Source organism: Streptomyces sp. SirexAA-E, from assembly GCF_000177195.2.
Classification (GTDB): Bacteria; Actinomycetota; Actinomycetes; order Streptomycetales; family Streptomycetaceae; genus Streptomyces; species Streptomyces flavovirens.
The window spans coordinates 3,049,081-3,063,544 of sequence record NC_015953.1 but is presented as its reverse complement, the minus strand read 5'-3'; the positions used below and the strand labels follow the sequence as shown (position 1 = coordinate 3,063,544).

Here is a 14,464-nt window from a genome sequence, read left to right as displayed (position 1 = left end):
GTACGGAGCCCCTGGCTCGGTTCCGACGGGCGTCCGCCGGATAGGCTCGCCGGTGTGGATTCCGGGACTTCAGTGAGTCAGCAGCAGCGCCGGCCTTGGATTGTCGGGGTTTCCGGCGCCTCCGGTACCCCGTTCGCGGCCTCCGTCCTGCGGGGGCTGCTGGACGCGGGGGAGAGCGTCGACCTGGTGGTGAGCCGCGCGTCGCGGCTGACGCTGCTGGACGAGACGGGGATCGCCTTCCGCGACGCGCACTGGCGCGAGGACCTGCGGAGCTGGCTGGCGCGGGGCGCGGACGGGAAGCCGGACACGTTCGCCGTGGGGGGCGGCGCGCTGGAGCGGGTGCGGCACTGGGTCGCGGGTGATCTCGCGGCCGGGCCGTCGTCGGGGTCGTACCCGGCCAAGGGGATGCTGATCGTGCCGGCGTCGACGGCCTGCGTGGCCGGGGTGGCGCTGGGACTCTCGAAGGATCTCCTGCAACGGGCGGCGAGCGTGACGCTCAAGGAGCGCCGCACGCTGGTCGTCGCCGTGCGCGAGACACCGCTCAGCGGTCAGACGCTGAAGCAGATGGTGGCGCTCGACGAGGCGGGCGCCGTGGTGCTGCCCGCCTCTCCGGCGTTCTACGCGGGGGCGACGCACATCCAGGACCTCGTGGACTTCGTCGCCGGGCGGGTGCTGGACGCGGCGGGGGTGCCGCACCGGCTGTACCGCCGCTGGGAGGGAGAGCTCGGTGGAGGCTCCCGTGAGAGGGCCTGAGGGTCAGCGCCTCTTGTCGGTGCGCGGTGCGCGGGTCTTGTCGACGCGGTGGGCGGCGGGCTGGTGGGCACGCGAGCGGTTGGCCAGATCCTGCAGCTCGCGCATCCGGGCGTAGGCCATCTCGATCGTGTACACGGTGTCAGTCACTCCTGAAGATTCGAAAGCGTTTTTCGATTGCTCGGAAAGATTCGCAGGGTGCGAACCCTGTTGTGCCTTAGATTCTACACGTAAACTCGCGGTACTGCTGAATAATGGAAGGTCTCAGTCACATGGACGCGGTGGACAGGCAGCTCATCCAGGCACTCAGAGAGAACGGCAGGGCCTCGTACGCCGAGCTGGGGCGGCTCGTGGGGCTCTCCGGGCCCAGCGTCACCGACCGCATCAACCGGCTGGAATCCGCCGGTGTCATCACCGGTTACCGCGCGACCGTCGACGCCGCCTCACTCGGGCTCGGCGTCACCGCGCTCATCGGCATCTCGCTCTCCGACGCCGCCGACCACGAGGACGTGGCGCACCGGCTCAAGGACCTCGCCGAGATCGAGGACTGCTGGTTCATCGCCGGCGACGACTCCTTCACGCTCAAGGTGCGGGTCGGGGACGTGGACGGACTGGAGAAGACGATCCGCAGGCTCAGCGGCACCAAGGGCGTCTCCCGCACCCGTACGACGGTGGTGCTCTCCACGAAGTGGGAGAACAGGGTCGGCGAGCTGCCCGAAGAGGTGTGACGCCGACCTGCGGACGGGGGTGCGGAGGGCCGGAGGCCGGGGGAGTACGGTTGGCCGGAGTCTGTTACGTAGAGATATGGGAGGCGCCCTAGTGGACGCGGGACTCAAGCGCGAGCTGGAGGAGAAGGTCCGGGCCGGCGAGCGGCTGACCCGCGAGGACGGGATCGCGCTCTACGGGTCCGACGACCTGGCCTGGCTCGGCGGGCTGGCCCACGAGGTGCGGACGAGGAAGAACGGCGACGTCGTCCACTTCAACGTCAACCGCCACCTCAACATGACGAACGTGTGCACCGCGTCCTGCGCCTACTGCTCGTTCCAGCGCAAGCCGGGCGAGAAGGACGCGTACACGATGCGGATCGAGGAGGCCGTCCGCCTCGCCAAGGCGATGCAGGGCGAGAACCTCACCGAGCTGCACATCGTCAACGGCCTGCACCCCACCCTCCCGTGGCGCTACTACCCGCGCTCCCTGAGCGCGCTGAAGGAAGCCCTGCCGGAGGTGGCGCTCAAGGCGTTCACGGCGACGGAGATCCACCACTTCGAGACGATCTCGGGGCTCACGGCCTCGGAGATCCTCGACGAGCTGATCGACGCCGGCCTGGAGTCGCTGACCGGCGGCGGCGCGGAGATCTTCGACTGGGAGGTCCGCCAGCACATCGTCGACCACAACACCCACTGGGAGGACTGGTCGCGCATCCACCGCCTCGCGCACGAGAAGGGGCTCAAGACCCCGGCGACGATGCTGTACGGGCACATCGAGGAGCCCCGTCACCGCGTCGACCACGTGCTGCGACTGCGCGAGATGCAGGACGAGACCGGCGGTTTCCAGGTCTTCATCCCGCTGCGCTACCAGCACGACTTCGTGGACATGAAGGACGGCAAGGTCCGCAACACCCTCCAGGCCCGGACGTCGATGGCGACCGGCGCGGAGGCGCTCAAGACCTTCGCGGTCTCGCGGCTGCTCTTCGACAACGTCCCGCACGTCAAGGTGTTCTGGGTGATGCACGGGGTGCAGACCGCGCAGCTCGCCCTCCAGCACGGCGCGGACGACATGGACGGCTCCGTCGTCGAGTACAAGATCACGCACGACGCGGACGACTACGGCACGCCGAACAAGCTCGGCCGTGAGGACCTGCTCGACCTCATCCGGGACGCGGGCTTCCGGCCCGTGGAGCGCAACACCCGGTACGAGATCCTCCGCGAGTACCCGGGCCCGGACGCGGATCGGCGCGAGTCGCCGCAGCCGATGCGCGTCTGACCCACCCCCGGGTCGCCTGGCCGCCCTCGGCCGCCAGGAACCGCAAGGGCCGAAGAGCCCCGCCCCGCGGTGTCCACCGCCCGGAGCGGGGCTTTCCCGCGTGTCGGAACAGGTTTGCCGACCCATGGCGGTAATAGCTAATCTGCCGACATGGCTCTTACATTTGAAGTGGATCCCGCCTTCGACCCCGCGCTGCGGGACGGCATCACCACGCTCTGGGCCGATGTCACCAACGCGGGCGGGGCCGTCGGGTTCCTGCCGCCGGTGACGCCGGACGAGATCCGTCCGGAGCTGGTCAAGCACCTCTCGGGCATGGTGGAGGGCCGCACCCGGCTCGTCGTCGGCCGCGACGAGGACGGCGTGGTCGCCGCCACCGCCTTCCTCACCCACAACACCCACCGGCTGATGCGCCACTGGATCGGGCTGTACACGGTGATGGTCCACCCCCGCCACCAGGGCAAGGGGCACGGCCGCGCGCTGATGGCGGCGGCGGCCGACGCCGCCCGCGCGATCGACGGCATCGACGCCGTCCGGCTCACCTGCCGCGGCGGCACGGGCGCCGACCGCTTCTACGCCTCGTGCGGCTACAAGGAGGTCGGCCGGGTCCCGGACGCCATCCGGGTGGCCGAGGACGACTACCGGGACGACGTCATCATGCTGCTCCCCCTCTTCCGGTAACGGGGGTGTGCGGGGCGCGTTCCGGGCCCCGGGGAGAGCCCCGTCCCCGCCCGAAGGGGAGCCCTGGGAACCGACGGAATTCGGGGCATGCTTCACTGGTCGGGCAGAGTCGCACCCTGCACGACCGCAGAAACGTCGGACGTAGAGAGAAGGCAAGCCGTGTCCGCTGCCAAGCCGAGCGCAACGATCCGGTACACCGCGTTGCGTCTGCTGATTTTCGTCGGCTGCTTCTTCGTCTCCGGTGTGGCGGTCCACTTCGGGCTGCTGCCCGCCGGTGCCGGTGGTTCCAACGCCGTCTGGGTCATCCTCCTCGGCCTGGTGCTCTCCGCTCCGCTCAGCTTCATCCTGCTGCGCAAGCAGCGCGACGAGATGTCCCAGCAGATCGTCTCCACGGTCGACCGGACCAAGGCCAGGCTCGACGCCAACCGCACCCGCGAGGACGGCGTCACCCCGTAGCCGCGGGGCCGCCGCCGACGCCGCTCGGCACGGCCCACGCTCCGTAACGTTCCTCACAGCCCCGTCCCACGCGGACGCGCCCCGGACCCGAGCACCCGCTCCGGTACCGGGGTTTCGTCGTTCCCGGGCACGGAGGAGCACCAGTCGGACAGAAAGGGACCCAAGCGGACCTTTGAGGTTCTCAAAGTACAAGTGTTAACGTGTTCGCCATGAACACCGCAGTGCGCACCCACCACGCCATGAGCCCACGGCTCGTGGCGCGCCTGCACGTGGATCTCTGCCGCTGTATGTCCGCGGTCTGTTGCCGCAACGTCTGAACCGGCATCATGCAGCGGCGCCGCCCCTGACGCGGGCGCCGCATCCCCGTCCCCGTTCCACCGCACGTCGGTACGTCCGTCCCGTACGTCCCGCCGCGTCCCGCTGCGTCCTTCCAGGAGTGTGTCCGTGTCCGCGAACTCCGCGTCCCCCGAGACCGAAACCGGCAAGCCGGCCGGTTCCGGCTTCCGCATACCCAGAGTCCCGTTCTGGATCCAGATCGTCGCCGGTCTGGTCCTCGGTGTCCTGCTCGGCTGGCTCACCCGCAGCCAGGACATCGACTGGCTCTACACCACGCTCGACAAGGTCGGCCACATCTTCGTCCAGCTCCTCAAGCTGGCCGTCGCGCCCCTCGTCTTCTTCGCGATCATGGTGTCGATCACCAACCTGCGCAAGGTCAACAACGCGGCGCGGCTGGCCACCCGCACGCTGCTCTGGTTCATGATCACGTCGCTGATCGCCGTCGCCATCGGCCTCGCGATCGGCCTGATCACCAACCCGGGCTCGGGCACCGGCCTCACCCCGAAGGACGGCGCCAAGCCGGAGCACGCGGGTTCCTGGCTGGACTTTCTCACCGGCATCATCCCGACGGACGTCATCACGCCGTTCACCGAGCTGAACGTCCTGCAGATCGTCTTCATGGCGGCCGTCGCCGGTATCGCCGCGCTCCAGCTCGGCGAGAAGGCCAAGCCGATCCTCACCCTCAGCGAGTCGATCCTGGAGCTCCTCCAGAAGGCCCTGTGGTGGGTCATCCGTCTCGCCCCCCTCGGCACCGTCGGCCTCATCGGCTACGCGATCGCCGACTACGGCTGGGACCTGATCGGCAAGTACGCGACGTTCACCGCCGACGTCTACATCGGCTGCGCCCTGGTGCTGTTCGGCGTCTACCCGCTGCTGCTCGCCACGGTCGCCAAGGTCAGCCCGCTGCAGTTCTTCAAGGGCGCCTGGCCCGCGATCCAGCTCGCCTTCGTCTCCCGCTCCTCGGTCGGCACCATGCCGGTCACCCAGAAGGTCACCGAGCGCCTCGGTGTCCCGAAGGAGTACGCCAGCTTCGCGGTGCCGTTCGGCGCCACGACCAAGATGGACGGCTGCGCAGCGATCTACCCGTCGCTGGCGGCGATCTTCATCGCGCAGATCTTCGACGTCCAGCTGGGCATCGGTGACTACGTCCTGATCGCGTTCGTCTCGGTCATCGGTTCGGCGGCCACCGCCGGTCTCACCGGCGCGACCGTCATGCTGACCCTCACCCTGTCGACGCTGGGCCTCCCGCTGGAGGGCGTGGGCCTGCTGCTCGCCATCGACCCGATCCTGGACATGATGCGCACCGCCACGAACGTGGCCGGCCAGGCGCTGGTCCCGGTGCTCGTCTCGGCCCGGGAGAAGATCCTGGACCACGACGCGTACAACTCGGCGTCGGCCTCCCCGGTCGACGAGCCCGAGGCACACGACGCGGAGCCGAAGGGCGTGCCCGTCGCCGCCTGACACCGTCGTACGGCACCACCCGCACCACCGGAGCGCCCCCGGCCCGTCAGGCCGGGGGCGCTCCGGTGTGTCGAGGCCGGGGGAGGGCCCGTCCGGGAGCGCCGAAACCGGGGGAGAGCAGTACGAGCGGGAAGCGGCCCGGACCGCCGGGACGTCCGTGCGGGCGTGGGTGCGCGGGGAGCTGACCGCGGTCGGGGAGGCGGAGCCCGGCCCGGCGGCCGTCAGCACCAGCCGGGCCGTGCTCATGTAGGGAGCGCTCCCGTCCGCCGGTGCGGGCCGGGTAGGACGGCACACCATCAGCTCCCGTGGCCCGGCCTGGGGGACCCACGGATCGGTACGGCTCCGGTCGGTGAGGTGCGGGGCCTCGGCGCCGTAGGCTTACGAGGAGTGGCGGGGGCGGGAGGAAGTCCGACGTGAGTGCAGTGAAGAGCAAACGCATGCCGCGTGCCGTGCGGGAGCGGCAGATGATGGACGCCGCGGTGCAGACCTTCGGGCAGCGCGGGTACCGGGCCGCCTCGATGGACGAGATCGCGGAGCTGGCCGGTGTGTCCAAGCCCCTGGTCTACCTGTATCTGAACTCCAAGGAGGAGCTCTTCACCGCCTGCATCCGCCGTGAGGCGCAGGCGCTGATGGAAGCGGTCCGGGCCGGGGTGGAGCCGGGGCTGCCGGCCGACCGGCAACTGTGGGCGGGGCTGCGGGCGTTCTTCACGCACACCGCGGAGAACCCGGACGGCTGGGCGGTGCTGCACCAGCAGGCGCGCTCGCAGGGGGAGCCGTTCGTCGGTGAGGTCGCGGTGCTGCGGGAGGAGATCGTCGCCTTCGTGACGGAGCTGATCGGTGCGGCCGCGCGCGAGGCCCACCACGACCCCGCACTGCCCGACCGGGACGTGGCCGGGCTCGCGCAGGCGCTCGTGGGGGCGGCGGAGGCGCTCGCCGGGTGGGCGAACGTCACCCCGGGTGTCTCGGCCAGGGAGGCGGCGACCACCCTGATGAACTTCTCCTGGGCGGGCCTGGAGAATCTGATGCACGGACGCGGCTGGCAGTCCCGCGAGGGCTGAGAGCCCGCCGGGTGGCCCGCGATCGCGCGGTCAGCCGTCCCGGACCACGCTGCCGGTGAGGTGGACGCGGCTCTCGCCCCGTACCTGGAAGTCGGATCCCGCCGCCGCGTAGGTGACCGTGGCGGGCAGCAGGACGGGGGCCTTGAAGTCGGCCCGTACCGAGAGGATGTCGTCCCGCCCGCCCCTTCCGGGGCCCGAGGCCGGTCCGTTCTCCGCCTCCGCGAGGCAGCGGGCGACCGTCCACATGCCGTGGGCGATGTGCCGGGGGAAGCCGAACAGCCGGGCGGTGAGCGGGTGCAGGTGGATCGGGTTCCGGTCGCCCGAGGCGGCGCCGTAACGGCGCCCGAGGTCGCTGGGCAGCCGCCACTCGGCGACCGCCGGCAGCTCACGCGGGGCCGGTGGCGCGGGCGGCCCGGTGGCGGCGGACGTGTCGGTGGGGTGGCGGGACAGATAGCCGCTGCGTGACTCCCAGACCGTCTCGCCCGCGAGTCGTGCCTCGGTGGCCATCGTGACCTCGGTGCCGCGCCGATGGGGCGTCAGTTCGACGGCGCGCACCCGGAGTTCCAGCGGGTCCGTCGGCCGCAGCGGCCGGTGGCGGGTGATCTCGATCCAGGTGTGCACCAGACCGAGGACCGGCAGCGGGAAGGCCCGGCCCGTCATGATCCGCAGGGCGAGCGGGAAACCCAGGACGTGCGGGTAGGTGAGCGGCAGGCTGTCCGCGCCGGTGAAGCCGCAGACGGACCGGTACGTGGCGAGGGGGCCCGGTGCGGCGGGCGCGGCGGGCCGCACCTCGCGGGTGGCGGGCAGGGACGCTCCGGGGCGGCCCGCCCGCTTGAAGGGGGAGGTGACGGCCCCGCGCAGGAGGGTCGTGCCGAGGGCGGCCATGGCTCAGGCCCCCAGCAGGCTCTGGCCGCAGACCCGTACGACCTGGCCGTTGACGGCGCTGGAGGCGGGCTGGGCGAACCAGGCGGTGGTCTCGGCGACGTCCACCGGGAGGCCGCCCTGGGAGAGGGAGTTCATCCGGCGGCCGGCCTCCCGGATGAAGAGCGGCACGGCGGCCGTCATCTTCGTCTCGATGAAGCCGGGCGCGACCGCGTTGACGGTGACGCCGTGGTCGGCGGCGGCGCGCGGCGCCAGGGAGCGGACCAGGCCGATGATGCCCGCCTTGCTGGCCGCGTAGTTGGTCTGGCCGTTGTTGCCCGCGATGCCGGCGATGGACGCGGTGGCGACGATCCGGCCGCCGCGGTTGACGGTGCCCGCCTTCAGCAGGGCGTCCGTCGTCCTCAGGACGCTGTCGAGGTTGACCTCGACGACCTGGGCCCAGCGTTCGGCCGGCATGTTGGCGAGCCGCCGGTCGCGGGTGATGCCGGCGTTGTGGACGAGGACGTCCAGGCCGTCCGGGGCCGCGGCGGCGATGCGTCCGGCCGCGTCGGGCGCGGTGATGTCCAGCGGCAGGGCGGTGGCGCCGAGCCGGTCGGCGGTGCGCACCAGGTCCTCCTGGGCCTGCGGCACGTCCAGGCAGATCACCTGGGCGCCGTCCCTGGCCAGCACGGAGGCGACCGAGGCGCCGATCCCGCGGGCCGCGCCGGTGACCAGCGCGGTGCGCCCGGACAGCGGGGCCGCCCAGTCGGCGACCGGGTCCGGGGCGGCGTCGGTGAGTTCGACGACCTGGCCGCTGACGTACGCGGACCGGGGGGAGAGCAGGAAGCGCAGGGTGGACTCGGCCGAGGCGGCGGCACCCGGAACCACCCGCAGCAACTGCGCGGTGGCGCCCCGGCCGATCTCCTTGCCGAGCGAGCGCACGAACCCTTCGAGTGCCTGCTGGGCCGCCGCCTGGTGGTGGTCGTCGGCGGAGAGCGGAGTGCCGAGGACGACGATCCGGCCGCCCGTGGCCAGCGACCGTACGACGGGGTGCAACCGGGCGTGGACTGCGGCCAGTCCGGCCGCCGTGGTGATCCCCGTCGCGTCCAGGACGATCCCCGCCGGGCGGTCGGCCTGTCCGGTGACCTGGAGACCGGTGGCGGCGAGCACCGGGGCGAGCGAGGCCCCGAGGGCCGACCCACCGGCCGTGAGGTGCAGCAACGGCCCGTCGAGCGCGGGTGTCTCCAAGGTCCAGCGGCGCAGTCGCACGGGCTGCGGCAGGCCGAGCCGGCGGGTCAGGAAACGGCCGGGGGCTGTGCCGGTCAGATGCAGATAGCGGTCGGCCATTGTCCAGACTCCTGCTCGGTCGTAGATTTACTCCTGAGTAAGGTTACTCAAGGGTCAGGAGTAGGTCGAGATGAGTTGGTCGCGTTGATTCCCCTGCCACTGCCGCAGCCGCGCCGGGTCGCCGTCATCGGCGGCAGCCGGATCCCGTTCGCCCGCTCCGACGGCCCCTACGCCGAGGCCTCCAACCAGCAGATGCTGACCGCCGCGCTGGACGGACTGGCCGAACGCTTCGGTCTGCGCGGGGAGTCGGTGGGCGAGTTCGTCGCGGGCGCGGTCCTCAAGCACAGCCGCGACTTCAATCTGGCCCGCGAGACGGTCCTGGGCTCGGTCCTCGACCCGCGCACCCCGGCGTACGACGTCCAGCAGGCCTGCGGCACCGGGCTCCAGGCCGTGATCGCGGCCGCGAACAAGATCGCGCTCGGCGCCGTCGACTCGGCGGTCGCGGGCGGCGCGGACACCACCAGCGACGCCCCGCTCGGCGTCAACGACCAGCTGCGCAGGATCCTGCTCCGGGCGCGGCGGGCGACGTCGGCGGGCGGCAGGCTCAAGGCGCTCGCGGCCGTACGCCCCCGCCACCTCGTGCCGGACATCCCGCGCAACGCCGAACCCCGCACCGGTCGGTCGATGGGCGAGCACGCCGCCGTCACCGCCCTGAAGTGGGGCATCGCCCGCGAGGAGCAGGACCTGCTCGCGGCCACCAGCCACCAGCGGCTCGCCGCCGCGTACGAACGCGGCTTCCTGGACGACCTGGTGGTCCCCTACCTCGGTCTGGAACGCGACCAGAACCTCCGTCCCGGCTCCACCGTCGAGAAACTGGCCGGCCTCGATCCGGTGTTCGGCGCCGGCCACCCCGACGCGACGATGACCGCGGGGAACTCGACCCCGCTCACCGACGGAGCCGCCACCGTGCTGCTGGCGAGCGAGGGGTGGGCCGAGGCCCGCGGCCACCGGCCGCTCGCCTACCTGTCGTTGTACGAGACGGCCGCGGTGGACTACGTGGACGGCGAGGACGGGCTGCTGATGGCGCCCGCGTACGCCGTACCGCGGATGCTGGAGCGGGCCGGGCTCGGCATCGAGGACTTCGACCTCGTCGAGATCCACGAGGCGTTCGCCTCCCAGGTGCTGGCCACCCTGGCCTCCTGGGAGAAGCAGGGCCTGGCCCCCGTGGACCGCCACAAACTCAACGTGGCCGGGTCGTCCCTCGCCACCGGGCACCCGTTCGCCGCGACCGGGGCCCGGATCGTCGCCACCCTCGCCAAGCTCCTCGCGGAGCGGGACGCCCCGGGCCGTGGCCTGATCTCCGTCTGCGCGGCGGGCGGCCAGGGGGTCACGGCGATCCTCGAACGCCCCTGACGCCCCTCCGGAACACCTCTCCACCGCACACGCACGCCCCAGCAGCCCGCGTCGGCGCCGGAGCCCAGGGACGGGCCCGGCGCCGGATCCCATGTCGAGGAGCCGCCCGTGTCCACGCCCGCCTCTGCCGCCGTATCCGCGACCCCCGCCGCGCCCTCCTCCCCCGTCCTGGTCGAACCGACCCGGGTCAGGGCGGCGGACGGCACGGTGCGGGAGGTCTCCGTACCCCTGTTCGCGCCGGCCGTCCGGCGCGGCTCGCTCGCCGAGATCCCCTTCGACAACGCGCGGGAGGCTCCGGCCGAGGCCGTGCTCAGCCGCAAGCGGGCCGACGGCGGCTGGCAGGACGTGACCGCCGCCGACTTCGCCGCCGAGGTCCAGGCCGTCGCCAAGGGCCTGATCGCCGAGGGCCTCCAGGCGGGCGACCGGGTCGCGATCATGGCCCGTACGACCTACGAGTGGACGCTGCTCGACTTCGCGTCCTGGGCGGCCGGGCTGGTCACCGTGCCCGTCTACCCGACCTCGTCCGCCTTCCAGACCCGCTGGATCCTCCAGGACTCCGGGGCCGCGGCCTGCGCCGTGGAGACCAAGGAGCAGGGCAGGCTGGTCAGTCAGGAACGGCAGCAGATCGGCTCGCTGACCCACCTGTGGCAGTTCGACACGGGCGCCATCGGCCGGCTGAAGACGCTGGGCAAGGACATCCCGGACGCGGTGGTCGCCGCACGCCGCGCCACACTGGAACCGCACAGCCCCGCCACCCTGATCTACACCTCGGGCACCACGGGCCGTCCCAAGGGCTGCGTCCTGACCCACGGCAACTTCTTCGCTGAGGTCGACAACGCCATCGAACTGCTCCACCCCGTCTTCAAGTCCGTCTCCAAGGACCCGGCGTCCACCCTGCTCTTCCTGCCGCTCAGCCATGTCTTCGGCCGGATGGTCGCCATCGGCTGCATGCGGGCCAGGGTCAGGCTCGGCCACGCACCCTCGATCCGCACCGAGGACCTGCTCGCGGACCTGGCGGGCTTCGAGCCGACCTTCCTGCTGGCCATCCCGTACGTCCTGGAGAAGGTCTACAACACCGGCCGGGCCACCGCCGAGAAGATGGGCCGCGCCTCCTCCTTCGACCGTGCGGCCCGCATCGCCCAGCGCTACGGCGAGGCGGTCGAGGCCGCCCAGCACGGCACCGGCCCCGGACCGGGCCTCGGGCTGCGGGCCGCCCGTGCCCTGTACGACCCGCTGGTCTATCGGCGCATCCGGGCCGCCCTCGGCGGCCGGGTGCGGTACGCGATCTGCGGCGGCTCCCCGCTGGGCCACCGGCTCGCGGCGTTCTACGCGGGCGCCGGCATCCAGATATTCGAGGGGTACGGGCTGACGGAGACCACCGCCGCCGCCACCGTCACCCCGCCCCTCAAACCGCGCCTGGGCACGGTGGGCTGGCCGCTGCCGGGCACCGCCGTACGGATCGCCGACGACGGCGAGGTGCTGCTCAGCGGCGGCCAGGTCTTCCAGGGCTACTGGGACGCCGAGCGCGGCGGGCCGGTCCCGTACCTGGAGGACGACTGGTTCCCCACGGGCGACCTGGGGGCGCTGGACGAGGGCGGCTACCTCACGATCACCGGCCGCAAGAAGGACATCCTCATCACCTCCGGCGGCAAGAACGTCACCCCGGCCCCGCTGGAGGACTGGCTGCGCGCCCACCCGCTGGTCGGCCAGTGCATGGTCGTCGGCGACGACAAGCCGTTCATCGGCGCACTGATCACCCTGGAGCCGGACGGGCTCGCCCACTGGCGCCGGATGCGGAAGAAGGAGGGCGTCCCGCTCCGCGAACTCGTCCACGACGACGAGCTGCACACGGCGCTCCAGCGCGCGGTCGACGAGGCCAACCGGCTGGTCTCGCGGGCCGAGTCGATCCGCAAGTTCACCGTGCTGCCCAAGGAGTTCACCGAGGAGGCCGGCCACCTCACACCGTCCCTGAAGCTGAAGCGGGACGCCATCACCCGGGACTTCGCCGAGGAGATCGAGGCGCTGTACCGGAAGTAGGGGCGGCGCGGGGCGGTTCTCCGCCGCCTGGTACGGGGTACCGCTCATCGTGCTGGGCACGGTGAGCGGCCTGTGCCTCCCCGGGTGCGGCGCTACAGCGCTACGGCCAGAAGAGCTTGCTCTCGTCCGACGCGTGACGGGCAGCCGGAACCTGCGGCTCTACCACCGTGTACCCCAGGCCGCGCAGTACCTGGGCGGCCGTGTCCGGCGCATCCCTCACCGCGGTCCTCAACTGCATCAACCGCCAGTTCCGCAGGTGTTCGTCGACCACGGCCTTCCACCCCGGCTCCGTGTCGATCGCGAACTCCCGCTGCATGAACAGGAGTACGTCCTCCAACGCCGGCCGCATCCGGTGCCCACCGACCGGCAGGTGCATCTCTGCCAGACGAGGCAACCTGTCTCGCTTCAGACCATGCTTCGGCCGCCCACGCTCAGCCAGGCGCAGCAGGTATGCCATCTCGTCGCGATGGGCGTGGATCTGAAGGTGCGCACCCGGCGGCTCCTTGCTGTTCCGCACATATTCGTAGCGCAACAGCGGATCGGGAACGCCCGCGTAGAACAGGTGCAGGTCGGCCTGGTCGGTGGCCATGTACGTGCTGGAGCCGTCCCAGCAGCAGAAGTACCGGACACCCAGGCTAAGACGCTCCTCGCCACCGATCCGTACGGGGATGCGCTGTTCGACCTCGCTGTCGGTTATCGGAGAGACCCTGATCCGCGACCCCATGTTCAGAGCATGGAAACGCGGGGTGTCCTCACCGAGGACACCCCGCGTCAACGACGTCAGTTGGTCGGCGAAGCCCTCCGCCAGCACATCAAGGGCCTTGGCCTTGTCAGCTGTCACCGTCAAGAAGGTAGTCGAGTCCTTCGATGGTGTGCCAAACGTCCAGCTCGCGCAGGCTGAGACTGTATGTTGCCGCGCGCTCCGCCAGCTCTTCATAGCTCATGTGGACGTCAGCCAGCAGCCTCTCACGCTGCTCCACAAGCTCGCTGCGCGTCCTATGGATCACAGTCGGCATAACTCGCTCCCCGGTGTCGATGGCCGTAGTCAAGCAGGGGGTACTGACAACCATGCTGTCACTCTCGCCGAAAGTCACCCGCACGGGTCCTGACGTCCGACTGCCCGTGACCAGTCAGGCGAACAAGGGAACGACGTGCTGAGCTTTGCCTCACAGAGGTGTCTCCGCCCGCCGCACGGCTTACGTTGGACCGGTCACGGCCGACCACGGAGGTGCCTCGCATGCGGATCGCCACAACGATCTTCCTCACCGACGAGACGATCACGCCGGTACGGCTCGCGCGTGAGCTGGAGCAGCGCGGGTTCCACGGGCTGTACCTGCCCGAGCACACCCACATCCCCGTCAGCCGGGAGACCCCCTACCCGGCGGGTGGCGAGCTTCCGGCCGAGTACGGGCGGACGCTGGACCCCTTCGTGGCGCTGGCGCAGGCGGCGGCGGTCACCGAGCGGCTGGCGCTGGGCACCGGCATCACGCTGATCGCCCAGCACGACCCCATCGACCTGGCCAAGCAGGCCGCCACCCTGGACCACCTCTCCGCCGGACGCCTCACCCTCGGGATCGGCTTCGGCTGGAACGTGGAGGAGGCGGCCGACCACGGGGTCGAGTGGGCGACGCGGCGGTCCCTGGGCAGCGACCGGCTGGCGCTGATGCGTGCCCTGTGGGCGGACGAACCCACCGCCTACGAGGGCCGGTTCGCGTCGGTGCGGGCGAGCCACGCCTACCCCAAGCCGGTGCAGGGACGGCGCGGTCCGGTGAACGGCCCCCGCACCCTGATCGGCGGGGCGGCGGGCCCGAAGCTCTTCGCGCAGATCGCCCGGGACGCGGACGGCTGGCTGCCGATCGGCGGGCGGGGGCTGACCGAGGCGCTGCCGAAGCTGCGTACGGAATGGGAGGCGGCGGGCCGCGACCCCGGGCACCTCCAGGTGGTGCCGTACGCCGTCGTGCCCGGCCCCGGCAAGCTGGCGCACTACGCGGAGCTGGGGATCGAGGAGGTCGTGCTGCACCTCCCGTCGGCCGGGGAGACGGAGGTGCTGCGGGCGCTGGACGCGTACGCGGCGTACCTCTGAGGGGCCCTCCCCGGCGGGGCCGGCCCGATTCGCGGTGGCCCGGGCAAGGGGTGGAACCGGC

At 71.5% G+C, this 14,464-nt stretch carries 15 protein-coding genes; 10 read left to right on the top strand and 5 right to left on the bottom strand.

Features of this window, described 5'->3' with window-relative positions:
• Positions 1-72: 72 nt before the first annotated feature.
• Entirely contained in the window at positions 73-753 is a 681-nt protein-coding gene (locus SACTE_RS13475; protein ID WP_014046584.1) for a UbiX family flavin prenyltransferase, read from the top strand.
• A gap of 3 nt (positions 754-756) precedes the next feature.
• On the opposite strand, the gene SACTE_RS34390 is transcribed toward SACTE_RS13475, so the two are convergent.
• Positions 757-900: a hypothetical protein gene (locus SACTE_RS34390; RefSeq protein ID WP_157839239.1), complete on the bottom strand. Its 144-nt coding sequence runs from the start codon at positions 898-900 to the stop codon at positions 757-759.
• A gap of 122 nt (positions 901-1,022) precedes the next feature.
• On the opposite strand from SACTE_RS34390, the gene SACTE_RS13470 reads away from it, so the two are divergent.
• The 6 genes from SACTE_RS13470 to SACTE_RS13440 all read left to right on the top strand — a co-directional run bounded on the left by SACTE_RS13470 (position 1,023) and on the right by SACTE_RS13440 (position 6,722).
• Positions 1,023-1,478 (top strand): Lrp/AsnC family transcriptional regulator, encoded by a 456-nt coding sequence (locus tag SACTE_RS13470; protein WP_014046582.1) that lies wholly within the window; start codon positions 1,023-1,025, stop codon positions 1,476-1,478.
• Between the two features lie 91 nt (positions 1,479-1,569).
• A complete protein-coding gene (gene mqnE, locus SACTE_RS13465; protein ID WP_014046581.1) occupies positions 1,570-2,733 on the top strand; it encodes an aminofutalosine synthase MqnE in 1,164 nt (387 codons plus the stop codon).
• A gap of 150 nt (positions 2,734-2,883) precedes the next feature.
• Positions 2,884-3,411, top strand: coding sequence for a GNAT family N-acetyltransferase (locus SACTE_RS13460; RefSeq protein ID WP_014046580.1), 528 nt, complete (start codon positions 2,884-2,886; stop codon positions 3,409-3,411).
• A gap of 159 nt (positions 3,412-3,570) precedes the next feature.
• Positions 3,571-3,867: a DUF4229 domain-containing protein gene (locus SACTE_RS13455; protein WP_014046579.1), complete on the top strand. Its 297-nt coding sequence runs from the start codon at positions 3,571-3,573 to the stop codon at positions 3,865-3,867.
• Between the two features lie 444 nt (positions 3,868-4,311).
• The gene (locus SACTE_RS13450) at positions 4,312-5,664 is read left to right on the top strand and encodes a dicarboxylate/amino acid:cation symporter (RefSeq protein WP_014046578.1); all 1,353 of its coding nucleotides are present in this window, start codon (positions 4,312-4,314) and stop codon (positions 5,662-5,664) included.
• Positions 5,665-6,101: 437 nt separating this feature from the next.
• A complete protein-coding gene (locus tag SACTE_RS13440; RefSeq protein WP_019993476.1) occupies positions 6,102-6,722 on the top strand; it encodes a TetR/AcrR family transcriptional regulator in 621 nt (206 codons plus the stop codon).
• Positions 6,723-6,752: 30 nt separating this feature from the next.
• Here the strand turns inward: SACTE_RS13440 and SACTE_RS13435 are convergent, their stop codons facing one another.
• Both SACTE_RS13435 and SACTE_RS13430 read right to left on the bottom strand, forming a co-directional pair.
• On the bottom strand, positions 6,753-7,607 hold the full coding sequence (locus SACTE_RS13435; RefSeq protein ID WP_014046575.1) for a MaoC/PaaZ C-terminal domain-containing protein: 855 nt from the start codon (positions 7,605-7,607) through the stop codon (positions 6,753-6,755).
• 3 nt (positions 7,608-7,610) lie between these two features.
• Complete coding sequence (locus SACTE_RS13430; protein ID WP_014046574.1) at positions 7,611-8,930, bottom strand: 3-oxoacyl-ACP reductase; 1,320 nt, start codon at positions 8,928-8,930, stop codon at positions 7,611-7,613.
• Between the two features lie 75 nt (positions 8,931-9,005).
• On the opposite strand from SACTE_RS13430, the gene SACTE_RS13425 reads away from it, so the two are divergent.
• A complete protein-coding gene (locus SACTE_RS13425; RefSeq protein WP_014046573.1) occupies positions 9,006-10,283 on the top strand; it encodes an acetyl-CoA C-acetyltransferase in 1,278 nt (425 codons plus the stop codon).
• 108 nt (positions 10,284-10,391) lie between these two features.
• The gene (locus SACTE_RS13420) at positions 10,392-12,320 is read left to right on the top strand and encodes an AMP-dependent synthetase/ligase (RefSeq protein WP_014046572.1); all 1,929 of its coding nucleotides are present in this window, start codon (positions 10,392-10,394) and stop codon (positions 12,318-12,320) included.
• Between the two features lie 100 nt (positions 12,321-12,420).
• On the opposite strand, the gene SACTE_RS13415 is transcribed toward SACTE_RS13420, so the two are convergent.
• Positions 12,421-13,161: a hypothetical protein gene (locus tag SACTE_RS13415; RefSeq protein WP_019993477.1), complete on the bottom strand. Its 741-nt coding sequence runs from the start codon at positions 13,159-13,161 to the stop codon at positions 12,421-12,423.
• Complete coding sequence (locus SACTE_RS13410) at positions 13,151-13,336, bottom strand: hypothetical protein (RefSeq protein WP_014046570.1); 186 nt, start codon at positions 13,334-13,336, stop codon at positions 13,151-13,153. Before SACTE_RS13410 ends, SACTE_RS13415 begins: the two co-directional genes overlap by 11 nt.
• Positions 13,337-13,557: 221 nt before the next feature.
• Here SACTE_RS13410 and SACTE_RS13405 point away from each other — a divergent pair, with 221 nt between their 5' ends.
• Positions 13,558-14,403: a TIGR03619 family F420-dependent LLM class oxidoreductase gene (locus SACTE_RS13405; protein WP_014046569.1), complete on the top strand. Its 846-nt coding sequence runs from the start codon at positions 13,558-13,560 to the stop codon at positions 14,401-14,403.
• Positions 14,404-14,464 lie beyond the last annotated feature (61 nt).